The organism is Brucella sp. MAB-22 (genome assembly GCF_025908475.1).
GTDB lineage: Bacteria > Pseudomonadota > Alphaproteobacteria > Rhizobiales > Rhizobiaceae > Brucella > Brucella anthropi.
The window spans coordinates 2,684,741-2,709,161 of record NZ_CP109782.1; the positions used below are offsets into that span (position 1 = coordinate 2,684,741).

The following is a 24,421-nucleotide window of genomic DNA, read 5'->3' on the forward strand; positions in this document are numbered from 1 at the left end:
TCTTGCCAGTTACTCATTTGTTAACGAAACGTTAATGTCTGAAATACTCTGGAGTCAATTCAGTTCATCTTGGGGTCGCCGGACTTCTTAATTAATGGTTAACGCGGGTGGCGCCAAAAATTGCAATTATTGATTGAATTTAGCGGCTGAGCGGAACCGATCAGGCGGTAAAAATCACTCATAATTTTGCCACGGTCCGGGCGCTTGTCTTTTGCCTCGAATAAGCCAATGTTGGTGCCGACCGGATCGTAACGATCCCTTTGCAAAGGCCAAAAGATGACAGGCGCAACGACGCGCAAGGCCACGGCAGACGACATAGATGCGCTCCTGCGCATCGAGGAGCGCTGTTTCGAGGCAGACCGGATTTCTCGCCGTTCATTTCGCGCCCTCATCGCACGACCAACCGCAGAAACCATTGTTGCAACAATGGATGGCGCGGTCATCGGCTATGCGATGATTCTTTTCCGTCATGGCACCGCGCTTGCGCGACTTTACTCGATAGCCGTCGACCCGGAGGCCAAGGTCAAGGGCGTCGGCTCTCTTCTGTTGCAGGCGGCGGAAACGGCAGCTTACGACCACGACCGTCCGTTGCTGCGGCTGGAAGTGCGCGAGGATAATGAACGCGCCATCGCGCTTTACAAGCGGCATGGCTACCGCCCCATTGGACGCTATCTCGATTACTACGCTGACCATTCGGATGCGCTGCGTTTCGAAAAGACGGTCCGTGGTGACATTTCGCCGGTCACGGCCTTTCCCTATTACGAGCAGACGACCGATTTTACCTGCGGAGCGGCCTGCCTGATGATGGTGCTTGCCCGGCACAATCGGGAGACGCAGCTCGACCCCGTGCTGGAAGTCCGCCTTTGGCGCGATGCGACGACGATTTACATGATGTCGGGGCCGGGCGGTTGTGAGCCGTTTGGGCTTGCGGTCGCTGCGCATGAGCGCGGTCTGAAAGCTTCGATCATCGTTTCCATCGAGGACATGCTTTTCCTGCAATCGGTGCGTTCGGAGGAAAAGCGCAAGGTGATGCAACTGGCGCAGACCGATTTCCGCCAGCGTACAGAAGCCTATGCAATTCCGGTGGATTATCGCGGTTTCACGCTGCACGACATTCTGGCTGCCTTGCGCCGTGGGGCGGCAGTGATCGTGCTGATCAGCGGTTATCATATGTTCGGCAAGAAAGTGCCGCACTGGGTGCTCGCTCATGGCGAAGATGGGCGGCATATTCTCATTCATGACCCCTGGGTGGAGGAAGAGCTCGGCGAAACCATTGCCGATGCTGCAAATGTCCCTGTTCCCTTCCACATTTTCGACCGCATCGCACGGTTCGGCAGTGATGGGCTCAGGGCGGCCGTTATTCTGGAAAAAAGGACGGACTGATGACGATCTGCGTCATTCTGGTAGGGCGCCTCTCGGATATCGACAATGGGGCGACGCCGCACAAGGTCATGACCACGCGTGACTATCTCGCGCATCCCGCTCTCTTCAACGGGCAGCTGCGCCCGCGCATCATCAACCTGTCGCGCTCCTACGCCTATCAAAGCCGTGGCTATTACGCTTCGCTTCTGGCTGAAGCGCGGGGGCATCGCATCATCCCTTCTGTGGAAACGATGATCGACCTGTCGGAACGGCGACTTTATGAAAACGCTATTCCCGAACTCGAAGACATGCTGAACAAGGCGCTCGGCAAGCATCCGGAAAGGGCGCCCGAAACAATCCACGTGCATTTCGGTTTTGCCGATAACCCCGAGTTTGAGCGCTTCGGACGGCTGCTCTTCGACTGGTTTCGCGCGCCGTCGCTGGAAGTCACGGTCAAGCCCGGTGAATGGGCGCGAATCCAGAAGATCGGCTTTGCGAATATCACCAAGTTTACCAAAGCACAGAAGGAACGCTTCGAGGACGCGCTTGATCGCTATACCCAGCGTGAGTGGCGCGCCGCGCGCCCAAAGGTGCCAGCGCGCTATTCCTTCGCAACGCTGTGCGATCCGAAGGAAGCTATGCCGCCCTCGACCGTTTCAACGCTGAAGCATTGGGCAAGAATCGCAGCCCGGCTCGGGGTGGAAGTGGAACCGATCGGCAAGCGCGATCTGCCGCGGCTTGCCAACTATGACGCACTGTTCATCCGTGAGACGACATCGATCTCCAATCACACCTACCGTTTCGCCCGGCGGGCGCAGCAGGAAGACATGCCGGTGATTGATGATCCAATTTCCATGATCCGCTGCACCAACAAAGTTTATCTGCACGAATTGATGCAGGCGAACGACGTGGCGGTTCCGCCGACGGTGATGATTGCGGGTGAGGAGGATCTGGAGCGCGCCGCCGATATGCTCGGCTTTCCGATGGTCATAAAGATACCGGATTCGTCATTTTCGCGCGGCGTGAAGAAGGTGAAGGATTTTGCCGAACTGAAATCGCTCGCCACTTTATGGCTGGAGGATAGTGATCTTCTGCTGGCGCAGAAATACATGCCGACGAAGTTCGACTGGCGTGTTGGCGTTCTCGACGGAAAGCCGCTTTTCATCTGCCAGTACATGATGGCCAAGAACCATTGGCAGATCGTCAAGCACGATACGGGCGGCAAGCCTCTGGAAGGCGGGTTTCGTTCCTATGCGCTGGGCGATGCGCCGCCATCGGTTCTGGAAACCGGACTACGCGCGGCACGCTGCATCGGCGACGGACTCTATGGCGTCGATCTGAAGGAAACGGACGATGGCGTGGTGGTGATCGAGGTCAACGACAATCCCAATCTTGAACACGGGATCGAGGATGCCGCCGAAAAGGACGAGGTCTGGATCAAGCTGACCCGCTGGTTCACCGACCGGCTGGACCGGAAATAGGCATGTCACCCAAAAGTGGGAACCGGTTTTGGGCAAGGAAATGCCGAAAACAATTCGATGGAGCATTTCTAACGATCGAACTTAGATCGGAAATGCTCCATATCCAGCAGTCGGACGAAATGTCGCCGAAATCAAAGCGGCGTAAAGCAGACCTTGGTGTGTCCCGCGCCGATGAAGCCAAGGCGGCCTGCGGCACCCTTCGACAGGTCGAGGACGCGTCCCTTGATGAACGGGCCGCGATCGTTGATGCGCACGACGAGTGACTTGCCGTTTCTCTGATTGGTAACCTTGACCTTGCTGCCAAGCGGCAGGGTGCGGTGTGCTGCGGTCAGGCCGGCCGGGTTCATACGTTCACCCGAAGCCGTACGGGAAGTGAGGGCGTACCAGGAGGCACCGCCGCATTGCTGTGCTGAAGCCTCGATTGCGGTGGTCGCGAGAAGACCGGTTGCCGCAACGGCGAGCATAGCCATACGGGTCTTGAAAGTCATGCCAGATCCACTAGTTGTTAACGGGGTGTCCCACAGTTGTCGCTGAGAAAGACAATCGCGAACTGGAATCTAAATGTGGCGCTGACGTGGTTCGAATGAGAACATTATGCGATAATTGAATCTATATCGCATCGGGAAAATCATCCTATACTACACGTTGTTTATTTAATCAGATAAACATAACCAAGGAATATTAGGAAAGATTCTGTTTGGTTGCTGTAATACCGTTTACGATTCGTTAGGAATCTGCGGCAGCCTTTGCTGCGCCTTGTTTTCGCGCATTGATTGCAAGAAGAGCTGCTTACCCGGACGGAGGTTCGGTGCGATTGCGTTGCAATTTTTATTTGTAGAACAAGTTTTCATCCTGAGTGGCAAAGTTAAGGAAATAAGGCATTTCGGAGGCAAAGCTGCAATTTATGACTGTGTTTTACAATTCCTTACCGGTCTCAAAAAGTTATCCACAGGGGCTGAAAGGCAGTGGGATGACATTTCTTTGACCGCTGTGAACCTGCACGAAAGCGCTAGAATCCTGTTATAAGCGTCCAGATCAGACGATGGAACGCCATGCAGGACCACCCGGAAAAAGACAGGATCGAGACCGCTTCGCCAGCAATTTCGGCGGGTAAGCGGATACTCTATCTTTGCCTCGGCTTCCTTATGCTGGCGCTTGGCATCATCGGTGCTTTCCTGCCGGTCATGCCAACAACGATCTTCATCATTTTTGCCGCTTGGTTCTTTGCACGATCATCGCCGAAGCTTGAGGCTCGCCTGCTTGCCGATCAGCGTTTTGGTCCCCTGGTCATAAAGTGGCGTGAGCGTGGAGCCATTCCGCCACGTGCAAAGCTCTATGCCTGTCTTGGTATGACGGTCGGTTATGGCCTGTTCTGGTGGGGCGCGAAACCCGGCTGGCTGCTGGCAACATCGGTAACTGTTTTCATGCTCGGCTCGGCTGTTTACGTGCTTTCGCGTCCGAGCGAATAATGGCTTCAACCACACCATCGATCGCGATAAGAGTGGCCGAAACCACCATGGGAGCCGCCAATGTCCTTGCCTGCCGTCAATCCGCTGATTAATCGCCTTTCCGCGCCGCCCATTCCAGCGGTACAGGCCTGGGCGCGGGATTATGGCGGGTCGCGTGGTGCTCTGATTGATTTGTCGCAAGCTGTTCCCGGCTATCCTCCGCATCCAGACATGCTGCACTTGCTCGGCGAGGCAGCCGGATCGGTCGCCTCTGCCGGTTACGGTCCGATTGAGGGCGAAAAGGTTCTGCGCGAAGCCTATGCTGCGCATGTCGGACAGCTCTATCGCGCGCGGATCGACGCCTCCAACGTCCATATTACATCCGGCTGCAATCAGGCCTTTATCGCTGCCATCATGTGTGTGGCGCAAAGTGGCGATAGGGTGCTGACCACCGATCCGTTCTATTTCAACCATCGTTCATCGCTGGAAATGCTCGGCATCGCTTCAGGTTCGGTGCCCTGCCATGCCCAGAATGGTTTCATCCCAAGCGCGGAAGATGTCCGGGCTGTGCTTCGTCCGGGTATTGCGGCGCTGGCGCTTGTTTCCCCGAACAACCCAACGGGGGCAATTTATCCGGATGGGCTCCTTGCAGAAATTTATGCGCTCTGTCGCGACAATGGAACATGGCTCATTCTGGACGAGACCTATCGCGATTTTATGGCCGATGCCAATGAACCGCCGCATCGGCTTTTTGACGAGGCGGACTGGTCGTCGCATCTGATCCAGCTTTACAGCTTCTCAAAATCGTTCTGCATTCCGGGGCACCGGCTTGGTGCGATTGTCGCGGGCAAGGCGATGGTCGAGAACGTTGCAAAAGTCATGGACAATCTGCAGATATGCGCAAGCCGCGCGCCACAGATCGCGGTCGCACGCGCCATCGAGCCGTTGACCGGCTGGCGTGACGATAATCGCGGCGAGATTGCAAGGCGTGCCTCTGCATTGCGGTCGGTCATGGCCAATATCGAAGGCTGGCATGTGGAAGCAATTGGCGCCTATTTCGCTTTTGTGCGTCATCCTTATCCGGATGCCTCATCGGTCGAGGTGGCCGAGCGCCTTGCGAAGTCACTCGGCATCATCACCTTGCCGGGCCGGTTCTTCGGTGAAGGACAGGAAGCGTTTCTGCGCTTTGCCTTCGCCAATGTCGATGTTTCGGGGATTGAAGATCTCGGTGCGCGTTTGCCGCATTTTTAAAGCCCGAAATATTTGCCGGTTCAAGGCACGGCAAAACCCCACAAAATCACTGGCAAGCGGCTCTGATACAAACCTGTAACAATAGTGTCATATGAATGTAATATAGAGCGCGTAGAGGGCTAACGACGCCACATCGTCATATGTCTTTTACAACAGGAGCCGCAGCTCATGAACAAGATGATTTCCTCGACCGCAGCGCTTGCCATCGCTGCCGTTATGTCGGTTTCCGCCGCTCAGGCGCGCGATCAGATTCAGGTTGCCGGTTCCTCGACCGTTCTGCCTTATGCGAAGATCGTCGCCGAGACCTTCGGTGAAACCTTCCCGAACTTCAAGACGCCGGTTGTTGAATCGGGCGGCTCGGGCGCAGGCATCAAGGAATTCTGCAAAGGCGTCGGTGAAAACACCATCGATATCGCCAATGCATCGCGCGCCATGAAGGACTCGGAACTGAAGTCGTGCATCGACGCTGGCGTCAAGGATGTTCAGGAAGTGCGCTTCGGCTATGACGGCATCGTCTTCGCGACCGACGCCAAGGGTCCGGATTGGAAGCTGAAGCCGGAAGATGTCTACAAGGCTCTCGCAGCCAAGCTCGTCGTCGACGGCAAGCTGGTCGACAATCCGAACACCAAGTGGAATCAGGTCAACCCGAACCTTCCGGACTGGGACATTGCTGCCTATATCCCAGGCGAAAAGCACGGCACCCGCGAAGTGTTTGAAGAAAAGGTTCTCGCCGACGGCTGCAAGCACTCCGGCGCTCTGGACGAAATCAAGAAGACCGGTCTTGACGACAAGGCTGCCGCTTCCGCCTGTATCGCAGTGCGCAAGGACGGCAAAGCTGTCGACATCGACGGCGATTATGCCGAAACGCTCGCCCGCATCGACTCCAACAAGACCGGCGTTGGTGTATTCGGCCTCTACTTCTTCGAAAACAACGCTGACAAGCTGAAGGTTGCGACCGTCAACGACATCACCCCTTCGGCTGAAACCGTCGCTTCGGGCGAATATCCGGTGTCGCGTCCGCTGTTCTTCTACGTGAAGAAGGCTCACCTCGGCGTTATCCCGGGTCTGAAGGAATATGTTGAGTTCTTCCTGAATGACCAGATGATCGGTCCTGACGGCCCGCTCGCCGAATATGGTCTGGTTCCGGCTCCGGACGCAGAACGTGAAGCACAGCGCGCCGCCTTCACCGAAGGCAAGACGCTGGCTGCGAAGTAAGTTTTAATCTGTGGAACGCGGGGATGACGAATCTCCGCGTTCTTCTCCTTTCGCGCCTTTGCACTATGACAGGCGCATCCACGTGGAACGGCATGGGTGGAAGCTGCACCTAAAACCGTCCGCATTCATCAGGGCAACCGGGGAAATTGAATGTCCTTCTTTCTGGTTCTCGTCAGTATCGTTGCAATCGGGCTGATCGGATTCTTCATAGGCCGCCAGCGTGCCGTTGCGCTGGACAAGGCGCAGTCTGCTTCCGCAAAAGCCTCGCCGACCGAGAAAATGCATTCCCGCCCGCATTATCATGGCTGGTGGGTTTTCCTCGTTTCTGCATTGCCTGCGATTCTGTTTCTCGCTGTATGGGCCGTTGGAACGTCGGTCTATCTCGATCACAGCGCGACCGCCCGTCTGCCGGATGCTATCGAGGACGGCTCTTTCACCAATCGCAGCCTGCAGCTTGGCATGGTGCGTGGTCTGGCCAACGGGCTTGACCGGCTGACGCCTGCCGAACTGGAAAGCTTCCCGGCAAACTATCAGGATGCTCGCGCCGTTCTTGCATCCAAGGGCGTGGCGCTCGCGACTGAAGGCCAGGATTACATGGTGCCTATCGCGCTTTACCTGAAAAAGGCAACGGCGCTGACACACACCATCGGTTCGGCTGTTTCCTTGGTGATCGCCATCGCAGGTCTGATCTTCGGCCTTTCCACGATCAGCCGCCGCATGCGTGCACGCAATAATGTCGAGCGTATCGTTCTCTGGGGGCTGATCGCCGCATCCGGTATCGCCATTCTGACGACCGTCGGCATCATCTGCTCGATGTTGTTCCAGACGATCAGTTTCTTCCAGTCAGTCTCGCCGTGGGAGTTCTTCTTCGGCACTGTATGGGACCCGCGCTTTGCCGCCGCCGGCTCGGGTGGTGAGACAGGCCAGTTCGGTCTCATTCCGCTTCTGGCTGGTACACTTTACATCGCCCTTGTGGCCATGCTGTTCGCTGTTCCAGTCGGCTTGTTTTCGGCCATCTACATGGCAGAATATGCGTCGCCCCGAGTGCGCACGATCGTCAAGCCGGTCCTTGAGCTTCTGGCCGGTATTCCCAGCATCGTTTACGGTTTCTTCGCCCTTGTGACAGTCGGGCCCTTCCTGCGCGATCTCTCGATTGCCATTGCAGGCGGTCAGGGCTTCATCATGGCGCAGAGCGTTCTGACCGCTGGTCTCGTCATGGGCGTGATGCTGATCCCCTTCGTGTCCTCGCTCTCCGATGACATCATCACAGCCGTGCCGCGGACATTGCGCGACGGTTCGCTTGGTCTTGGTGCAACCCGCTCCGAAACCGTCAAACGTGTTGTCCTTCCTGCCGCTTTGCCCGGAATTGTCGGCGCGCTTCTGATGACCGCATCCCGCGCCATCGGCGAAACCATGATCGTGGTTCTTGCCGCCGGTGTTGCGGCACGCATCAACATCAATCCTTTCGAGGCGATGACCACCATCACGGTGAAAATCGTCAACCAGCTCACCGGCGACCTTGAGTTCAACTCGCCGCAAACGCTGGTGGCCTTTGCACTCGGCATCACGCTTTTCGTCCTGACGCTGATCATGAACATCTTTGCGCTGCATATCGTGCGCAAGTACCGGGAGCAGTACGAATAATGACCGATACGACCTTCAACGCCAGCGGCGCCACGGCACAGCCGACGCGCCGCGATATCGGACTGAAACGCCGCTACGCTGCCGAACGTCGCTTCCGCTATTACGGTATTGCTGCGATCGCCATCGGCGTGTTCTTTCTGTGCGCGCTTCTCTTCTCGGTGTTTTCCAAGGGCTATACAGCCTTCTGGCAGACGACGCTTTATCTGCCGGTCAAGCTTGAAGAAAAGGTGATTGACCCGGGCAACAAGCGCGCGACCGATCCGAATGTGCTGATCACGGCCAATTATCCGCTGCTGGTGCGCAATGCATTGGCCGAAAAACTGGGTGTTGCTGCGACAGACCGTCCGGCGATGCGTGATCTGGGCCGCTTCTATTCCGACGGCGTGCGCATTCAGCTGCGCAAGATGGTGATGGACAATCCATCGCTCATCGGCACGACGCAGACCGTTCCTGTTCTGGCCGGCGCCGACATCGATTCTGCCTTCAAAGGTCAGATTGACCTTTCCGTGCCGGAGACGAGCCGTAAGGTTTCTGACCGTCAGGTAGGCTGGATGAAGATGCTTTCGGAAGAAGGCGTCATGAAGGAGGCCTTCAATACAGGTCTCTTCACCTTCGGTGCCTCCAGCCGTCCGGAAACCTCCGGTCTCGGCGTCGCGCTTGTCGGTTCGCTCTACATGATGCTGATCGTTCTCGGTCTGTCGCTGCCTATCGGCGTCGCCGCTTCAATCTATCTGGAAGAGTTCGCCAAGAAGAACCGTTTCACCGACATGATCGAGGTGAACATCAACAACCTGGCAGCGGTTCCGTCCATCGTGTTCGGTCTGCTCGGGCTTGCTGTCTTCATCAATTTCTTCGGCCTGCCGCGTTCGGCGTCACTGGTCGGTGGTCTGGTGCTGACGCTGATGACGCTTCCCACCATCATCATCGCGACCCGCGCCGCCCTTCGCGCGGTGCCGCCGTCGATCCGCGCTGCGGCCCTCGGTCTTGGTGCATCGAAAACACAGATGGTGTTCCACCACGTCCTGCCGCTTGCCGCACCCGGCATCCTGACGGGAACGATCATCGGCCTTGCCCATGCGCTTGGTGAAACCGCACCGCTTCTTCTCATCGGCATGGTGGCTTTCGTCGCCGACGTGCCGTCCACGCCAATGGATCCAGCGACGGCATTGCCTGTACAAATCTACATGTGGGCGAATGAAGCAGAACGCGCCTTTGTGGAACGCACGTCAGGCGCTATCATCGTCCTGCTTCTGTTCCTTGCCGTGATGAATATTGCAGCAATCATTCTGCGCCGCCGCTTCGAGCGCCGCTGGTAAACGGGAGTCGAAAGCTATGAACCTGATGACTGAACGATCTCTCGAGAAAGCCGTAGGAGAAAAGATGAACGCCAACGCCAATTCCATAAAGATGCGCGGCGACAAGGTTTGCGTATTTTATGGCGAGAAGCAGGCGCTGTTCGACGTCGATCTGGAAATCCAGGAAAAGATGGTCACGGCGCTGATCGGCCCTTCGGGTTGCGGCAAGTCTACCTTCCTGCGTTCGCTTAACCGCATGAACGATACGATCGAAGGCTGCAAGGTCGGTGGCAAGATCACGCTCGACAATGAAGACATCTACGATCCGAAGATCGATGTCGTCGAACTGCGCGCCCGTGTCGGCATGGTGTTCCAGAAGCCGAATCCGTTTCCGAAGTCGATTTATGAAAATGTCGCCTACGGCCCACGCATTCACGGTCTCGCCCGCACCAAGGCCGATCTTGAAGAAATCGTCGTGACGAGCTTGCAGAAGGCGAGCTTGTTCGAGGAAGTGAAGGATCGTCTGCACGATGCGGGCACCGGTCTTTCGGGTGGCCAGCAGCAACGTCTTTGCATCGCACGCGCGATTGCGGTGAGCCCGGAAGTCATTCTCATGGACGAACCGTGCTCGGCGCTCGACCCGATTGCGACCGCGAAGGTGGAGGAGCTGATCGACGAACTGCGCCAGAACTATACGATTGTGATCGTCACGCACTCCATGCAGCAGGCCGCGCGTGTTTCGCAGCGCACCGCCATGTTCCACCTCGGCAATCTGGTCGAAGTGGGTGACACGGAAACCATGTTCACCGCGCCGACCGAAAAGCGCACGCAGGACTACATTACCGGACGCTTCGGCTGATCCGCAACTGCGCTTCAACAGATAGACAGTGCGGCTTCCCCGCAATTTATATTACGAGGTCTACTATGCCGTCTCAGCATACCGTTCGCTCCTACGACGAGGAATTGAAGTTTCTCTCCCATAAGATCGCCGAAATGGGCGGACATGCGGAACGTATGGTCGAGCAGTCGGTCGCCGCTATCGTCAATGCGGACAATGCGCTCGCGCAGCGCGTCATCTCCGACGATCTCATTCTCGATGCCAGCGAGCGCGAGATTGACGACAAGGCTGTGATGATTATCGCCAAGCGTCAGCCCATGGCTGTGGACCTGCGCGAGATCATCGGCTCGATCCGCATCTCTGCCGATCTGGAACGCGTGGGCGATCTGGGCAAGAATATTGCCAAGCGCGTTGCCGCCGTTTCGGAATCACGCCAGCCGGTAAAGCTTTATCGCGGGCTCGAAACACTCGCTGAGCTGGCGCTGACCCAGCTCAAGGATGTTCTCGACGCCTATGCATCGCGCTCGGTGCAGCAGATCAATGTCGTTCGCGACCGCGACGACGAGATTGATGCCATGTACACGTCACTGTTCCGCGAGCTGCTGACCTACATGATGGAAGACCCGCGCAATATTTCCGCCTGCACGCATCTTCTGTTCTGCGCAAAGAATATCGAGCGTATCGGCGATCACGCGACCAATATTGCGGAGACCGTCTACTACATCGTGACCGGCCTGCAAATGCCGGCCGAACGACCCAAGGAAGACCTGAGCCACGGTATTGTCGTGGATGAGGCGCGTAAACCCTGAACTGCAGCCGACCGGACCACGGTCTGGCGGTTGAGAATGAGTGAATAGCGCGGCGGCACGCGGTCGATTGGGGGGATTGTATCCACCGCCCGCCGAATTTGGATAGGGAAATACTGGATGTCACAGGCACCCAAAATCGCTGTGGTAGAAGACGAAGAGGCGCTGAGCGTTCTTCTTCGCTATAATCTTGAGGCAGAGGGCTACCAGGTCGATACAATGCTGCGCGGCGACGAAGCCGAGATCGCCTTGCGCGAGAACGTACCGGATCTGCTCATTCTGGACTGGATGTTGCCGGGCGTATCGGGCATCGAACTCTGCCGTCGCCTGCGCCAATGGCCGGAAACCGAACGCCTGCCGATCATTATGCTGACGGCGCGTGGTGAGGAAAGCGAACGTGTTCGCGGCCTGAGCGTCGGTGCGGACGACTATGTCGTGAAGCCATTTTCGACGCCGGAACTGCTGGCGCGCGTCAAGGCGATGTTGCGCCGGTCGAATCCGAGCATTCTTTCGCACGTGCTGAAAGTGGGCGACCTAGTTCTCGACCGTCAACAGCATCGTGTCTATCGCAAGGAAAAGGAAGTTCGTCTCGGACCAACGGAATTCCGCCTGCTCGAATATTTCATGATGTCGCCCGGTCGTGTCTTCTCGCGTAGCCAGCTTCTGGATGGCGTTTGGGGACCGGACATCTATGTCGACGACCGCACGGTGGACGTCCATGTCGGACGGCTGCGCAAGGCGATCAATGTCGGTCGTGCGCTCGATCCGATCCGCACCGTTCGGGGTGCGGGTTATTCTTTCGGGTGACCGCTGCGGTCATCTCGGCGTCAGGAACTGAACTTGTCCGACCCGCCACGGTATCCGTGGTGGGTCGTTTTTGTTTAAGACCCAGCTTTGCAAGGTGCGGATCGTGCTCGCCCGATTCGCATTGCAACAACCCGAAACGGGTCTCAAAAGCATGATCTCACGCGATGTTACAAATCTGTTGTCAAAGTTGACAAAGAGCAATGGAACCGGCTTGGAAGCAGAAATTCTGCAGAAGATTTGAAACACCACAAATGTGTATGCAAAAAAAGTACAAGCAAAAGCGAATTAAGGCAGCGATATGGCGTGTATTGCGAGACTTTGAATCTCGTTAAATCAATATCTTACCTGAATCGCTAATTCTCGTTAAGGAATTATTAATATATTTAAAGGGCTTGTAGGCACATTCGCAATCTCGATTCGGAATTGTTTTAGGACTTTTCAGCGGTCTCCAGCATTGTTGGGATTTGACCCGCCGCCTTTTTTTGGCCTAAAAATTCCAAAACCTTGAATTCGATTGAGCGACTGTAGGACGTGCGATTTTGATCTTCGTCCTCTTTGACTTGCACCGCAGTCAGACGTTCGCGCACATCGTTCCAGATGTGTTCGCCTGAATGGATGACTGGATCAGTTAAGGGTCCTAACATGAGACTGAGCCATTGACGCGCGCCGCGAAGTGGAAATTGCCCGCTCTTATCGGGCTGGTGATTGCGCCTTTCGTGGTGACCGGTTGCACGACAACCGGAACCTCGGGAAAAGCCAATTCGGAAAAGACGGCGGCAAGCCACGTCAAATCCGTCAATGGCGTGAAGACCTACACCTACACCGCACGGGACAAGAATTGCCTTGAACGTGCGATGTTCTTCGAATCCAATCGTTCGAGTTCCGACGGTCTTCTGGCTGTTGGTACGGTCGTCATGAACCGTCTCGCGTCGGGACGTTATCCGGATACGATTTGCGGTGTCGTCGGTCAGAAGAACCAGTTTGCGCCCGGTGTGCTTACCCGCCAGATGAATTCCAAGGCGCTGCCTGATGTTCAGGCCGCTGCCGACGCGGTTCTGAAGGGTGAGCGTCATCCGAAGCTCAAGAACGCCATGTTCTTCCACACGGCGGGTCTGAAGTTCCCTTACAACAATATGCATTACGTGCTCGTAGCCGGTGGAAATTCCTTCTACGAGAAGCGCAATCGCGACGGTTCGCTGCAAAATCCGGTTCCGCAGGAGCCATACAATCTGGCTATGGCCTATTCGCCGCAATCGCCTTCCGTTCCGCAGGATCCGTCTTATGACGTGACCCTGCCGCAGACCGGTCCAGTTCCGGGAACGGAACCGACCGTTCAGGTGGCACTCGCGGAAGCGGCAAAGGCTCAAAGTGTGGAACAGAGCACTGGTGCTGGTCCGCAGGCCCGTGGCGAACGACTGGCACGCCATCGCGGTGTGGCTGCACCTCAGCAGGAACAGCATATGCAGGTGGCTTCCTACCAGCCGCAATTCGATACGACAGCCCCGCAGCCGACATCGCTTGGCTATGCTCCGGCAAGCCAGAAGCAGGCTGACGCCATTGGCGCGCTTCTTCTGTCCCAGGACCGTCCAGAAGCACCGCTATAAGAGGCGATTTTACAATCAGATAATCTGCAACGCCGGTCTGGTTCTACCTTACCGGCGTTTTGATTTTTCTGGCTGATTGTCGTCGCTTTTCGGCGAAAGTTTCAGCGATAGATCGGGCGATAGATCACCATCGGAGTGTCGTAGAAATCGACCTGATTCTGCCAGGCACGCCGGTCAGCTCTGCGATCGAGGTCCAGTCGCATGAGACAGTTGGCGAAAGCGTCAGTTTTGGCCTTGAAGCCATAGCTGCGGCAGGTCTGTTCGTCGGCCGCACGACGTTGTTCAGGTGTCATGGTCACGCAGCCCGCCAGAAGGCCGATAACGCCCAGCAAAATAAGCATTTTCTTATTCATTACTGTCTGCTTTCTCCTGCAACTGACTGCAGAATTACTATACTGCAAAGGCAGGAAAAAAGGTGGTGAAATTATGCCGTCTGATAAACTGTCGGTGATTCCATATCCAAAAAGGTCTTCCACCCATGGCTCATGAACAGCTGAACCCAGTCATCGATCCGGTGAAACTCGAACGTCTCGCGGAAGTCGCCGTTCGCGTTGGTCTGCAATTGCGCGAGGGGCAGGATCTCGTCATTACCGCACCGGTCGTGGCCTTGCCGCTGGTTCGCCTTATCGCCAAGCATGCTTACAAGGCTGGAGCCGGACTGGTAACGCCATTCTTCGCGGATGACGAATTGGCGCTTGCGCGTTACGAGAACGCATCCGACGCGAGTTTCGATCGTGCGGCAAGCTGGCTCTATCAGGGAATGGCGAAGGCCTATTCGAATGGCGCTGCCCGTTTGGCCATTGCAGCTGATAATCCGATGCTCCTCTCCAGTCAGGACCCGGCCAAGGTTTCACGCGCCAACCGGGCCAACTCGAAAGCTTATCAGCCGGCTCTCGAAAAGATTGCCGGTTTCGATATCAACTGGAACATTGTCTCCTATCCCAATCCGGCATGGGCGAAGCTTATGTTTCCGAACGAACCGGCGGACATCGCGACCCGCAAGCTGGCCGATGCGATCTTCGCGGCTTCGCGCGTCGATGTCGACGATCCGGTCGGCGCATGGGCGGCACACAATGCAGCGCTTCGCACCCGCACCCGCTTCCTGAACGGCAAGGCTTATAGCGCCCTGCATTTCAAAGGTCCGAACACCGATCTGACGGTCGGACTTGCCGACGGTCATGAATGGCACGGCGGCGCGTCTACGGCGAAGAATGGGATTACCTGCAATCCGAACATTCCGACGGAAGAAGTGTTCACCACACCTCATGCACTACGGGTCGAGGGCTATGTGACGAGCACCAAGCCTCTGTCGCATCAGGGCACATTGATCGAGGATATCGCGGTTCGTTTTGAAGGTGGACGAATTGTCGAGGCGAAGGCAAGCCGCGGTGAAGAAGTGCTCAACAAGGTGCTGGATACGGATGAAGGTGCCCGTCATCTGGGTGAGGTGGCACTGGTGCCGCATTCCTCGCCGATCTCGCAGAGCGGGCTTTTGTTCTACAACACGTTGTTCGATGAAAATGCCGCAAGCCACATCGCGCTTGGCCAGTGCTATTCCAAGTGCTTTATCGACGGCGCAAAACTGACACCGGAACAGATTAAGGCGCAGGGTGGCAATTCGAGTCTCATCCATATCGACTGGATGATTGGCTCCGGCCAGATCGACGTCGATGGCATCAATGCGGATGGAACCCGAGAGCCAGTGATGCGCAGCGGCGAATGGGCCAACTGATTATCGCGAATAGAAAAGGCCGGGAATTCCCGGCCTTTTCATTGCATCTGTGAGGTCAGTTCTTTTCCTGAACGTGGGCCTCAAGGAACCACAATGCCTTGTCGAGACCACGGGAAGCGGCGGTAAAAATATCCGCCGTATCGTCGTCACCTGCATCATCTGCATCCTTGATCGACTTGCGCACAAGATTGGCAACGTCGCCATAACGCTCGATCAGTGCAAGCAGATGATCGTGAACGGCATAGATGTCGGTTGGATAAGGCTTGAGCTTGCTTTCCTTGGCCACGACCTGCGTGGTGCCATAGGCCGTTCCGCCGATCTGCACGGCACGCTCCGCAATCGTGTCGACATGTTCATCAAGATCGGCGCGGAAACCATCGAGCATTTCATGAACGGCGATGAACTGCGGTCCCTTGAGGTTCCAGTGTGCCTGCTTGGTGATGAGGGCAAGATCGATTGTCGCGGCTAGATTTTCGTTGAGCAGCGCGATCATTGTCGTCTTCGTATTGGAAGGAAGATCGTTGCGGGTTGCATGCATCGACTTCTTGGACATTTTATCCTCATATCCTGTTGTTCGATCCGGCTTGGAGCGGCTGGGAGATGTCGCTTATGGTCACGGGTGGGTGTTCCAAAGGCAAATGAACCCGCCAGATCATTGTAAGGCTCGATTGCTGAATGGGCCTTGTCGCCGTCAGGACAAAGCAAAAACGTTGCCGCACCCGGTTTTCAAACGTATATCGCCAAGTTTTGTTCCGCGAGAAGGGCTAAAAAACGAAACTGATCCAGCCTTTGGACAAGACTTGGCTTGTCGCGAGGTAAAATCTGATTTACCCGGTTGCGCATGAAGATACTTGCGCTTGATACTGCCGCTTCGTGGTGTTCCGTTGCCGTCTACAATGCCGACGGCGATGTCGTGCTTGCCGATGTGAGCGAAAACATCGGCAAGGGACATGCGGAAGTATTGATGGACTATATCGAACGTGCTGTGACTGAGGCGAAACTGTCGCTCCGCGATATGGATCGGGTAGCGGTCAATATCGGACCGGGATCGTTTACCGGCGTTCGTATCGGTGTCTCGGCAGCACGTGGCTTTGCATTGGCGCTCGACGTTCCTGCCATCGGCATAACGGCGTTCGAAGCGTTGGCTGCGGAAACACAGATACTGTCCCCGGAAAAGCCAATTCTGGTTCTCCTCGACGCGCATCGTGGCGAGATTTATGCGCAATCATTCGATGCAAAAGGGTTGCCGGGCGCGAAGCCGCTGGTTCTGTCGCGAGAGGAAGCGGAGGCTCTTGCTGTTTCTCAAGCGGAAAATACTGTTCTTGCAGGTTCTGCAGCCACTGCGATCAATGACGTGCTTGGTGGCCGTTTCGAGTTGGGCCCGATAGAGCCAACCGCGAAAATCGGCATCTATGCGCGTCTGGCAAGCTTGCGCCAGCCGGGCGATGCGCCGAAGCCGCTTTACATGCGTGGGCCTGATGCGAAGCCGCAGGTCGGGTTTGCGCTGCCGCGCAAGGCTACCGGAGAATAGCCAATGATGGGCTTGCCGTTTGGGCGTTTCGGTCGCAGACAAATCTCGGTGGAGCCGCTTGGCGCACAGGACAGTCATGCGATTCAGCGTATTCATGCAGTCGCTTTCCATCACGGCTGGAGTTCCGACGATTTCAGATCGCTGATCGCACAGGATACGGTTTTCGGTTTTGTTGCCCGTACGGAAGGCAAACCGAACGATGCCTGTGGTTTCGTGCTGGCTCGTCTGGTGGCAGGTGAGGCGGAAATCCTGACGATCGCCGTCGCGCGTGATGTGCAACGCCAGGGCGTCGGGCGCGCGCTGATGGATGCCGTGTTGCGCCATCTCTATCAGGAGCGCGCTGAAACGCTTTTTCTGGAAGTGGATGAGGCCAATGTTGCCGCCCAGGCGCTTTATCGCCGTCTCGGCTTCCAAAAGGTTGGCGACAGACCTGCTTATTATGAAACCGCCAATGGGCGTTCGGCTGCACTGATATTGCGTCGCGACCTGAGTCGTACTCCGGCAGGGCTACGATGATCGGAGCAATCCGCATCTTTCTCGTCGTCGCGGCAATGGTCGCATTGAGCCTGTCGCTTATTCCAGTTCAGTATCTGTTGCTTAAGCTGAAGAACAACTGGAAGCGGCGTCTGCCGACCTTTTTCCATCGTATTGCTGCACGCCTGTTCGGTTTTCGCATCAAGACCGTCGGCCAGATGCACGAGGGCCGACCTTTGTTACTCGTCGCCAACCATACTTCGTGGAGCGATATTATTGTTCTGTCGACGGTCGGTCAGGTCTCCTTCATCGCCAAGTCGGAAGTCAGGAAGTGGCCTGTTTTCGGTATGTTCGCCGTTTTGCAGCGCACTGTTTTCGTGGAGCGGGAACGGCGGGGCAAAACGGGTGAACAGACATCCGAAATCGCAAGGCGTCTGGTAACCGACGACGCTATGGTGCTGTTTGCGGAAGGCACGACCTCGGATGGTAATCGCGTCCTGCCGTTCAAGACAGCGCTTTTTGGTGCCGCGCATGCCGCGATCAAGGAAGCCAATGTACCCGAAGTCGTGGTTCAGCCGGTTGCCATTGCCTATACGGGCGTGCATGGCATGGCCATGGGCCGTTATTTCCGCCCGATCGCATCATGGCCGGGCGACGTCGAGCTGATGCCGCACCTGAAAGGTATCTTGCATGAAGGCGCTATCGACGTTGAAGTGCGTTTTGGCGAGCCGGTCGTCGTAACGGCCAAGACAGACCGCAAGGCGCTGGCTCGCACGATGGAAAACCGGGTGCGTGCGCTTTTGCAAAGCGCGTTGCTGGGACGCGAGATTCCCGAAGAGTGACAACTGCTCGATCGGGCGTTCAGCCCGTTGTTCAGCCAAGTGTTCAGATTGTCACCTTTCAAAATGGTCACAAAAGCTGTAGATAGCCGCGCATGAGCGACAATATTACCGATCTCGAGCCCACGGCAGAGCGCCCCAATGTGCGTAAGGTTTTCGTAAAAACCTATGGCTGCCAGATGAACGTCTACGATAGCCAGCGCATGGCCGACAGCCTTGCAGCGGAAGGCTATGTTGCGACCGATACGCCGGACGATGCCGATCTGGTTCTGCTCAATACGTGCCACATTCGCGAAAAAGCGTCGGAAAAGCTCTATTCCGCGCTTGGCCGTCTGCGCAAGATGAAGGATGCGCGTGAAGCGAATGGCAAGGAACTGACCATCGGTGTTGCGGGCTGCGTGGCGCAGGCCGAAGGGCAGGAAATCCTGCGCCGGGCGCCGAATGTCGATCTCGTCATCGGTCCGCAGACCTATCATCGCCTGCCCAATGCGCTTGCGCGGGTCCGCAGCGGCGAAAAGGTTGTTGAGACCGAATACGCTCTCGAAGATAAATTCGAACACCTGCCGTCGCCCAAGCGCGAGGAAACCCGCAAGCGTGGTGTTTCTGCCTTCCTCACTGTGCAGGAAGGCTGCGACAAGTTCTGTACCTTCTGCGTGGTTCCCTATACACGCGGCTCGGAAGTTTCGCGCAGCGTGAAGCAGATCGTGGCAGAGGCCGAGCGCCTTGCCGACAGCGGCGTGCGTGAGCTCACTTTGCTTGGCCAGAACGTCAATGCCTGGCACGGCGCTGGTGACGATGGTCGCGAATGGGGCTTGGGCGAACTCCTGTTTCGCCTGGCGCGCATTCCGGGCATTGCCCGGCTTCGTTATACGACCAGCCATCCGCGCGACATGGACGACAGCCTGATTGCCGCCCACCGTGACCTGCGCCAGCTGATGCCCTATCTGCATCTGCCGGTACAATCCGGTTCTGACCGCATTCTCAAGGCGATGAACCGCCGTCACAAGGCGGATGAATATGTGCGTCTGATCGAACGCATCCGCGAAGTGAGGCCGGATCTGGCGCTGTCGGGCGATTTTATCGTCGGCTTCCCCGGTGAAACCGATCAGGACTTCGAAGACACGATGCGGCTGGTGCGCGCGGTCAACTACGCGCAGGCCTATTCGTTCAAATATTCGCCTCGCCCCGGCACGCCGGGTGCCGATCTCGACGATCATGTCGAGGAAGCGGTCAAGGATGAGCGTCTTCAGCGCCTTCAGGCTCTCCTGTCCGAACAGCAATATGCATTTCAGGATTCCATGATCGGTCGCGAGATGGATGTGCTGCTTGAAAAGCCGGGTCGTGTCGCGGGCCAGATGGTGGGCCGTTCGCCATGGCTCCTGCCTGTCATCATCGATGACAGCAATGACCGGGTCGGCGACATCATTCATGTGAAAATCACATCCACAGGGACCAATAGCCTTATTGCGCAAAAACTGGCCTGAAGGCATGATGATGTCGAGGCAGAAAATTTCGGCGTATTGAGTCGCTTGCCGGTAATCCTGTCGAGACTTCGATTGCAATGCGTGAACGGTTTGCGTTCACGCATAATCTGGTCTGAAAAGTCGCAACTTTTCAGGATTGTGCTTTAAGGAGATACGGTTGAGCGCTACGGAAAAGCTGAAGTCTGCCAAGCCAACCAATCAAACGCAAAAAAGCCCGACGACCGGGGCCTCGGATATGGCCCACATCGTGCTCACCTTCGACAATAACCGTCTCGCCATCGCGCTTTACGGTCAGTTCGATGAAAATCTGGCCCGTATCGAACAGAAGCTTGGCGTGGATGTCCGCTCCAAGGGAAACCAGCTTTCGATCCGGGGGGAGCCGACCGCAACCGAGCAGGCGCGGCGTGCACTCGATCATCTTTATGAAACGCTGCAGAAAGGTCATGAGCTGACGACGTCGGATGTCGACGGCGCCTTGCGCATGGCAATCGCTGCGGACGACCAGCTGACGCTGCCGACTATGGAAAACAAGGGCAAGCTCTCTGCTGCCCAGATTTCCACGCGCAAAAAGACCATCTTTGCCCGCACGCCGACGCAGGATGCCTATATGCGTGCGCTCGACAGGTCGGAGCTGGTGTTCGGCGTCGGCCCCGCAGGTACCGGCAAGACCTATCTTGCCGTCGCCCATGCGGCGATGCTGCTGGAACGCGGCCTGGTGGAGCGCATCATCCTGTCGCGTCCGGCTGTCGAGGCCGGCGAACGACTGGGCTTCCTGCCGGGCGATATGAAGGAAAAGGTCGATCCCTATTTGCGCCCGCTTTACGATGCGCTTTACGACATGATGCCTGCCGAAAAGGTTGAGCGTGCCATTACGGCAGGTGTGATCGAAATCGCGCCGCTTGCCTTCATGCGCGGGCGCACACTGGCACATTCCGCGGTCATTCTCGATGAAGCACAGAACACGACGTCCATGCAGATGAAGATGTTCCTGACCCGCTTGGGCGAGGGGTCGCGCATGATGGTCAATGGTGATCCGAGTCAGATCGATCTTCCGCCGGGCCAGAAATCAGGTCTCGTTGAAGCGCTTCGCGTGCTGGACGATGTCGAGGGCGTCATCAAGGTGCGCTTTACGGAGAAAGACGTTGTTCGTCATCCGCTGGTGGCGGCAATCGTCGGAGCTTACGACCGCGACGGCAAACAGCACGCGCGTTCGGAATGATCTTGCAATTGCCTATTGGAATCACGATTTAAGAAAAGCTGTCTGCCTTTTCGAGTGTGTCCCCAAAAGTGGGAACCGCTCTTGGCAGACAGCTTTCTTGTAACTGAAAGGATGATGCGGCTAGCCAGCACGGAGAGCCGCCGCAGAACGTGTCAAATAACGCGATCCATATCGATATCATGGTTGAAGCTGGCAACTGGCCGGATGAAACCGCCCTTGAAGGGCTCGTCAGAAAGTCGGTCGAGGCCGCCTGGGCCAATCTTGGCCTGAAAAGCGCGGCAAGCGAGCTGAGTGTTGTCTTCACCGACGATGCCTCGATCCAGACCCTGAATGCAGAATGGCGCGGCAAGGACAAGCCGACCAATGTGCTGTCGTTTCCTGCGTTTCCGGTCAAGGCCGGGGCGCAGCCGGGCCCGATGCTGGGCGACATCATCATCGCGCGCGAAACTGTCGAGCGTGAGGCCCGTGAAGAGGGCAAGCCGCTCGAAAACCATCTCGCTCACCTCGTCGTGCATGGCTTTTTGCACCTTTTGGGTTACGATCACGAAACCGATGCGGAAGCGGAGGTTATGGAGGGGCGCGAGCGTGAAATCCTTCATGCTCTTGCCATCCCCGACCCTTATGCTGTATCCGAATAAGACCTTAACAACGATTGACCATGGCTGATCAAACATCGCACCCCCCGTCCGCTGGCGAAAATCGCAGCGAGACTCAAGACGCCGAAGGGCAAAGTACGCAGCGGCCCGTAGTGGCCGAGAAGCGTTCCCTCTTGTCTAATATTTTCCCGTTCATGCGCTCGCGCCAATCATCTTCTCTGCGCGAAGATCTGGCCGATGCCCTTTCCAGCACGGCAAGCGAACAGGATTCAGCATTCTCGCCTGAAGAAAAGGCGATGCTGCATAACATCCTTCGCCTGCGCGAGATTCGCGTCGAAGACGTGATGATTCCGCGCGCCGATGTCGAGGCAGTGGAAATTTCCACACCGCTCTGGGAAGTGCTGGAGCTTTTCGAAAAATCCGGCCATTCGCGTATGCCGGTCTATGCCGAGACGCTGGACGATCCGCGCGGCATGATCCATATCCGTGATGTTCTCAATTACATTACCAAGCAGGCCCGCCAGAAGACCACGCGCCGTAGCAGCGCGCGCAGCAAGGCGACGGCCGAAGACAAGGCCGCCAAATTCGACATGGGCCGGATCGATCTCACCAAGACGATCGGTGAACTCAATCTCATGCGCAAGGTTCTGTTTGTGCCGCCATCCATGATGGCAAGCGGATTGATGGCGCGCATGCAGGCGACCCATATCCAGATGGCGCTGGTCATTGATGAATATGGCGGTACCGACGGTCTGGTTTCACTGGAAGACATTGTCGAAATGGTTGTCGGTGATATCGAAGACGAGCATGACGACGAAGAAATCATGATCGCCGAAGAAGCCGATGGCGTGTTCGTTGTCGATGCGCGCGCCGATCTGGAAGAGCTGGCCGCGAAAATCGGCCCATCCTTCGAAGTCGGCGAACATGGCGAGGATGTCGACACGGTCGGCGGCCTCATCTTCTCGGTCCTGGGGCGTATTCCGGTTCGCGGTGAAGTGGTGCAGGCTATTCCGGGCTATGAATTCCATGTGCTGGAAGTCGATCCTCGCCGGGTGAAGAAAGTGCGTATTGTGCCGCTTTCCGCAGCTGATCGCCGTCGCCAGCAGCGTGCTGTCGTATCCGCCAAGCCGGGTGACCAGCCTATAGAGGCTGAAGCCACAACCGACGCTCCTAAAGAGGCCTGATGATCGAAAGGCTGGCGGGGAAAATCATTCTTTCGAGCGGCTGGCGTCGAGCGTTGGCCGCTTTCCTGAGCGGTGCCTTCGCCACGCTGACCCAGCCGCCCTTCGATGGTTTTGTGGCGGGTTTCGTTTCTTTCCCCATTTTGGTCTGGTTGATTGACGGGGCCATTGCGAAAGCGAATGCCGGGCCGGTTCGCCGTCTGTTGCCAGCGGCCATGGTTGGCTGGTGGTTTGGGTTTGGCTATTTCGTTTCCGGACTGTGGTGGATTGGAACGGCGCTGCTGGTTGATGCAGACCAGTTTGCCTGGGCCTTGCCGCTGGCGGTTCTAGGCCTCCCTGCATTTCTGGCTCTATTCTATGCGTTTGCAGCCATGGTTGCGCGCATCTTCTGGTCGGACGGCTTGGGGCGTATCTTCGCGCTAGCGTTTGGCTTTGCGCTGGCGGAATGGCTGCGTCTTTTCCTGTTCACCGGTTTTCCGTGGAATGCGATCGGCTATGCCATCATGCCGACGCCGCTGCTGATGCAATCGGTTGCCGTGCTCGGTCTGATCGGGATGAGCGCATTGGCCGTCTTTGTCTTTGCCGCACCGGCTCTGCTGATTGGTGGGCGGTTTGCCAAGACAGGCATTGTTCTCGCCCTGTTGCTGGTGGCAGCGCATGTCGGATTCGGTGCCTGGACGCTTTCAAAAGCGCCGGCAATCGGTGAAGAAAAAGGAACGCTCGCGGTTCGCATCGTACAGCCGTCTATCGCCCAGACCATGAAGTGGGATAATGCGGAGCGCCGGTCTATCTTCGACAAGCTGGTGTCGCTGACGGGCGAAGCGCCAGCGGAAGGCAAGCCGAAACCCGATGTGGTCATTTGGCCGGAAACGGCTGTTCCCTATATTCTCACCTCGACGCCCGAGGCTCTGTCCCGCATCGGCGAGGTTCTGAAGGACGGGCAGATGCTGCTCACCGGTGCCGTTCGTGAAGAGAAGGCATCAGGGGGCGGTGAACCGCGCTATTATAATTCAATTTATACGATTGATGATCGTGGTGTGATTGTCGATGCCGCCGACAAGGTGCACCTCGTCCCCTTTGGCGAATATCTTCCCTATGAGAGTTTTTTGCGCAGGCTTGGACTTCAGGAAGTGGTGGAGATGCCGGGCGGATTTACCGCCGGTGCGTCGCGTCGGGCGCTGAACGTCAAAGACGGCCAGACCTTTCTGCCACTGATCTGTTACGAAGCCATTTTTCCGGATGAGCTTGGATATACGGGCCAAAAAGCCAGCGCCATCATCAATGTGACAAACGACGCATGGTATGGCGATACGCCGGGTCCGTACCAGCATTTTCGCCAGGCACAGGTTCGCGCGGTGGAGCAAGGGCTCCCCCTCATTCGTGCAGCTAACAATGGTCTTTCAGCTGTCGTTGATGCTTATGGTCGAATCACCGACGGCCTTGCGCATGACGCTGTCGGGGTCGTTGACGCTTACCTACCGTCATCTCGTGCACCATTTTGGGGCACGCCACATGGCTCACGACAATCTCTGGTAGCGCTGTTAACCTTACTCGTGTTGAGCATGGCTTTCCGACTGCCAATCGGCAGGCGTTTTCATTGACAGACTAATATTG

At 56.7% G+C, this 24,421-nt stretch carries 23 protein-coding genes; 20 read left to right on the forward strand and 3 right to left on the reverse strand.

All coding sequences use genetic code 11. The annotated features are described in order from the left end of the window. Positions 1 to 276 precede the first annotated feature (276 nt). Complete coding sequence (locus OHI65_RS22495; protein ID WP_125300445.1) at positions 277 to 1,383, forward strand: GNAT family N-acetyltransferase/peptidase C39 family protein; 1,107 nt, start codon at positions 277 to 279, stop codon at positions 1,381 to 1,383. After that, entirely contained in the window at positions 1,383 to 2,843 is a 1,461-nt protein-coding gene (locus OHI65_RS22500) for a RimK family protein (protein ID WP_125300446.1), read from the forward strand. The genes OHI65_RS22495 and OHI65_RS22500 overlap by 1 nt, the downstream gene beginning before the upstream one ends. Before the next feature lie 131 nt (positions 2,844 to 2,974). On the opposite strand, the gene OHI65_RS22505 is transcribed toward OHI65_RS22500, so the two are convergent. After that, a complete protein-coding gene (locus OHI65_RS22505; protein WP_010657747.1) occupies positions 2,975 to 3,331 on the reverse strand; it encodes a septal ring lytic transglycosylase RlpA family protein in 357 nt (118 codons plus the stop codon). Positions 3,332 to 3,895: 564 nt separating this feature from the next. Between OHI65_RS22505 and OHI65_RS22510 the strand changes: the two genes are divergently transcribed. The 9 genes from OHI65_RS22510 to OHI65_RS22550 all read left to right on the forward strand — a co-directional run bounded on the left by OHI65_RS22510 (position 3,896) and on the right by OHI65_RS22550 (position 13,751). After that, a complete protein-coding gene (locus OHI65_RS22510) occupies positions 3,896 to 4,312 on the forward strand; it encodes a YbaN family protein (protein WP_010657749.1) in 417 nt (138 codons plus the stop codon). A 66-nt stretch (positions 4,313 to 4,378) separates the two neighbouring features. Continuing rightward, positions 4,379 to 5,542 carry an aminotransferase gene (locus OHI65_RS22515; RefSeq protein WP_185757980.1) on the forward strand — a complete coding sequence of 388 codons (1,164 nt, stop codon included), beginning with the start codon at positions 4,379 to 4,381 and terminating at the stop codon, positions 5,540 to 5,542. Between the two features lie 168 nt (positions 5,543 to 5,710). After that, positions 5,711 to 6,757, forward strand: coding sequence for a PstS family phosphate ABC transporter substrate-binding protein (locus OHI65_RS22520; RefSeq protein WP_012091010.1), 1,047 nt, complete (start codon positions 5,711 to 5,713; stop codon positions 6,755 to 6,757). A gap of 150 nt (positions 6,758 to 6,907) precedes the next feature. Further along, complete coding sequence (gene pstC, locus OHI65_RS22525; RefSeq protein ID WP_010657752.1) at positions 6,908 to 8,401, forward strand: phosphate ABC transporter permease subunit PstC; 1,494 nt, start codon at positions 6,908 to 6,910, stop codon at positions 8,399 to 8,401. Further along, positions 8,401 to 9,717: a phosphate ABC transporter permease PstA gene (gene pstA / locus OHI65_RS22530; protein WP_029926188.1), complete on the forward strand. Its 1,317-nt coding sequence runs from the start codon at positions 8,401 to 8,403 to the stop codon at positions 9,715 to 9,717. The genes pstC and pstA overlap by 1 nt, the downstream gene beginning before the upstream one ends. Positions 9,718 to 9,781: 64 nt before the next feature. Continuing rightward, the gene (gene pstB, locus OHI65_RS22535; RefSeq protein ID WP_010657754.1) at positions 9,782 to 10,555 is read left to right on the forward strand and encodes a phosphate ABC transporter ATP-binding protein PstB; all 774 of its coding nucleotides are present in this window, start codon (positions 9,782 to 9,784) and stop codon (positions 10,553 to 10,555) included. Between the two features lie 65 nt (positions 10,556 to 10,620). Next, positions 10,621 to 11,343, forward strand: a complete 723-nt coding sequence (phoU, locus tag OHI65_RS22540; RefSeq protein WP_010657755.1) for a phosphate signaling complex protein PhoU — start codon at positions 10,621 to 10,623, stop codon at positions 11,341 to 11,343. 117 nt (positions 11,344 to 11,460) lie between these two features. Next, positions 11,461 to 12,147, forward strand: a complete 687-nt coding sequence (gene phoB / locus OHI65_RS22545) for a phosphate regulon transcriptional regulator PhoB (RefSeq protein WP_006468130.1) — start codon at positions 11,461 to 11,463, stop codon at positions 12,145 to 12,147. 656 nt (positions 12,148 to 12,803) lie between these two features. Continuing rightward, the gene (locus OHI65_RS22550) at positions 12,804 to 13,751 is read left to right on the forward strand and encodes a cell wall hydrolase (protein ID WP_010657757.1); all 948 of its coding nucleotides are present in this window, start codon (positions 12,804 to 12,806) and stop codon (positions 13,749 to 13,751) included. A gap of 101 nt (positions 13,752 to 13,852) precedes the next feature. Here the strand turns inward: OHI65_RS22550 and OHI65_RS22555 are convergent, their stop codons facing one another. Continuing rightward, positions 13,853 to 14,104 carry a hypothetical protein gene (locus OHI65_RS22555; RefSeq protein WP_040129057.1) on the reverse strand — a complete coding sequence of 84 codons (252 nt, stop codon included), beginning with the start codon at positions 14,102 to 14,104 and terminating at the stop codon, positions 13,853 to 13,855. Positions 14,105 to 14,229: 125 nt separating this feature from the next. Here OHI65_RS22555 and OHI65_RS22560 point away from each other — a divergent pair, with 125 nt between their 5' ends. Continuing rightward, complete coding sequence (locus tag OHI65_RS22560; protein WP_012091006.1) at positions 14,230 to 15,483, forward strand: aminopeptidase; 1,254 nt, start codon at positions 14,230 to 14,232, stop codon at positions 15,481 to 15,483. Between the two features lie 55 nt (positions 15,484 to 15,538). Here the strand turns inward: OHI65_RS22560 and dps are convergent, their stop codons facing one another. Further along, positions 15,539 to 16,036, reverse strand: a complete 498-nt coding sequence (gene dps / locus OHI65_RS22565; protein WP_012091005.1) for a DNA starvation/stationary phase protection protein Dps — start codon at positions 16,034 to 16,036, stop codon at positions 15,539 to 15,541. Between the two features lie 288 nt (positions 16,037 to 16,324). Between dps and tsaB the strand changes: the two genes are divergently transcribed. From tsaB to lnt, 8 genes are all read left to right on the forward strand, one after another. Then, a complete protein-coding gene (tsaB, locus tag OHI65_RS22570) occupies positions 16,325 to 17,014 on the forward strand; it encodes a tRNA (adenosine(37)-N6)-threonylcarbamoyltransferase complex dimerization subunit type 1 TsaB (RefSeq protein ID WP_125300450.1) in 690 nt (229 codons plus the stop codon). Positions 17,015 to 17,017: 3 nt separating this feature from the next. Continuing rightward, positions 17,018 to 17,530: a ribosomal protein S18-alanine N-acetyltransferase gene (gene rimI / locus OHI65_RS22575; RefSeq protein WP_125300451.1), complete on the forward strand. Its 513-nt coding sequence runs from the start codon at positions 17,018 to 17,020 to the stop codon at positions 17,528 to 17,530. Continuing rightward, a complete protein-coding gene (locus OHI65_RS22580) occupies positions 17,527 to 18,330 on the forward strand; it encodes a lysophospholipid acyltransferase family protein (RefSeq protein ID WP_125300452.1) in 804 nt (267 codons plus the stop codon). Before rimI ends, OHI65_RS22580 begins: the two co-directional genes overlap by 4 nt. Before the next feature lie 92 nt (positions 18,331 to 18,422). Beyond that, the gene (miaB, locus tag OHI65_RS22585) at positions 18,423 to 19,811 is read left to right on the forward strand and encodes a tRNA (N6-isopentenyl adenosine(37)-C2)-methylthiotransferase MiaB (RefSeq protein WP_125300453.1); all 1,389 of its coding nucleotides are present in this window, start codon (positions 18,423 to 18,425) and stop codon (positions 19,809 to 19,811) included. Between the two features lie 157 nt (positions 19,812 to 19,968). Next, positions 19,969 to 21,030: a PhoH family protein gene (locus OHI65_RS22590; protein WP_012091000.1), complete on the forward strand. Its 1,062-nt coding sequence runs from the start codon at positions 19,969 to 19,971 to the stop codon at positions 21,028 to 21,030. A 149-nt stretch (positions 21,031 to 21,179) separates the two neighbouring features. Beyond that, positions 21,180 to 21,668, forward strand: coding sequence for an rRNA maturation RNase YbeY (gene ybeY, locus OHI65_RS22595; RefSeq protein WP_012090999.1), 489 nt, complete (start codon positions 21,180 to 21,182; stop codon positions 21,666 to 21,668). 20 nt (positions 21,669 to 21,688) lie between these two features. Beyond that, positions 21,689 to 22,810, forward strand: a complete 1,122-nt coding sequence (locus OHI65_RS22600) for a hemolysin family protein (RefSeq protein WP_012090998.1) — start codon at positions 21,689 to 21,691, stop codon at positions 22,808 to 22,810. Next, positions 22,810 to 24,408, forward strand: a complete 1,599-nt coding sequence (gene lnt, locus OHI65_RS22605) for an apolipoprotein N-acyltransferase (RefSeq protein WP_125300454.1) — start codon at positions 22,810 to 22,812, stop codon at positions 24,406 to 24,408. Before OHI65_RS22600 ends, lnt begins: the two co-directional genes overlap by 1 nt. Positions 24,409 to 24,421 lie beyond the last annotated feature (13 nt).

Excerpts from the sequence above, each read along its gene's own strand:
- OHI65_RS22495 (WP_125300445.1), top strand. The coding sequence starts at position 277 with ATGACAGGCGCAACGACGCGCAAGGCCACGGCAGACGACATAGATGCG.
- OHI65_RS22500 (WP_125300446.1), top strand. The coding sequence starts at position 1,383 with ATGACGATCTGCGTCATTCTGGTAGGGCGCCTCTCGGATATCGACAAT.
- OHI65_RS22505 (WP_010657747.1), bottom strand. The coding sequence starts at position 3,331 with ATGACTTTCAAGACCCGTATGGCTATGCTCGCCGTTGCGGCAACCGGT.
- OHI65_RS22510 (WP_010657749.1), top strand. The coding sequence starts at position 3,896 with ATGCAGGACCACCCGGAAAAAGACAGGATCGAGACCGCTTCGCCAGCA.
- OHI65_RS22520 (WP_012091010.1), top strand. The coding sequence starts at position 5,711 with ATGAACAAGATGATTTCCTCGACCGCAGCGCTTGCCATCGCTGCCGTT.
- pstC (WP_010657752.1), top strand. The coding sequence starts at position 6,908 with ATGTCCTTCTTTCTGGTTCTCGTCAGTATCGTTGCAATCGGGCTGATC.
- pstA (WP_029926188.1), top strand. The coding sequence starts at position 8,401 with ATGACCGATACGACCTTCAACGCCAGCGGCGCCACGGCACAGCCGACG.
- pstB (WP_010657754.1), top strand. The coding sequence starts at position 9,782 with ATGAACGCCAACGCCAATTCCATAAAGATGCGCGGCGACAAGGTTTGC.
- phoU (WP_010657755.1), top strand. The coding sequence starts at position 10,621 with ATGCCGTCTCAGCATACCGTTCGCTCCTACGACGAGGAATTGAAGTTT.
- phoB (WP_006468130.1), top strand. The coding sequence starts at position 11,461 with ATGTCACAGGCACCCAAAATCGCTGTGGTAGAAGACGAAGAGGCGCTG.
- OHI65_RS22555 (WP_040129057.1), bottom strand. The coding sequence starts at position 14,104 with ATGAATAAGAAAATGCTTATTTTGCTGGGCGTTATCGGCCTTCTGGCG.
- OHI65_RS22560 (WP_012091006.1), top strand. The coding sequence starts at position 14,230 with ATGGCTCATGAACAGCTGAACCCAGTCATCGATCCGGTGAAACTCGAA.
- dps (WP_012091005.1), bottom strand. The coding sequence starts at position 16,036 with ATGTCCAAGAAGTCGATGCATGCAACCCGCAACGATCTTCCTTCCAAT.
- tsaB (WP_125300450.1), top strand. The coding sequence starts at position 16,325 with ATGAAGATACTTGCGCTTGATACTGCCGCTTCGTGGTGTTCCGTTGCC.
- rimI (WP_125300451.1), top strand. The coding sequence starts at position 17,018 with ATGATGGGCTTGCCGTTTGGGCGTTTCGGTCGCAGACAAATCTCGGTG.
- OHI65_RS22580 (WP_125300452.1), top strand. The coding sequence starts at position 17,527 with ATGATCGGAGCAATCCGCATCTTTCTCGTCGTCGCGGCAATGGTCGCA.
- miaB (WP_125300453.1), top strand. The coding sequence starts at position 18,423 with ATGAGCGACAATATTACCGATCTCGAGCCCACGGCAGAGCGCCCCAAT.
- OHI65_RS22600 (WP_012090998.1), top strand. The coding sequence starts at position 21,689 with ATGGCTGATCAAACATCGCACCCCCCGTCCGCTGGCGAAAATCGCAGC.
- lnt (WP_125300454.1), top strand. The coding sequence starts at position 22,810 with ATGATCGAAAGGCTGGCGGGGAAAATCATTCTTTCGAGCGGCTGGCGT.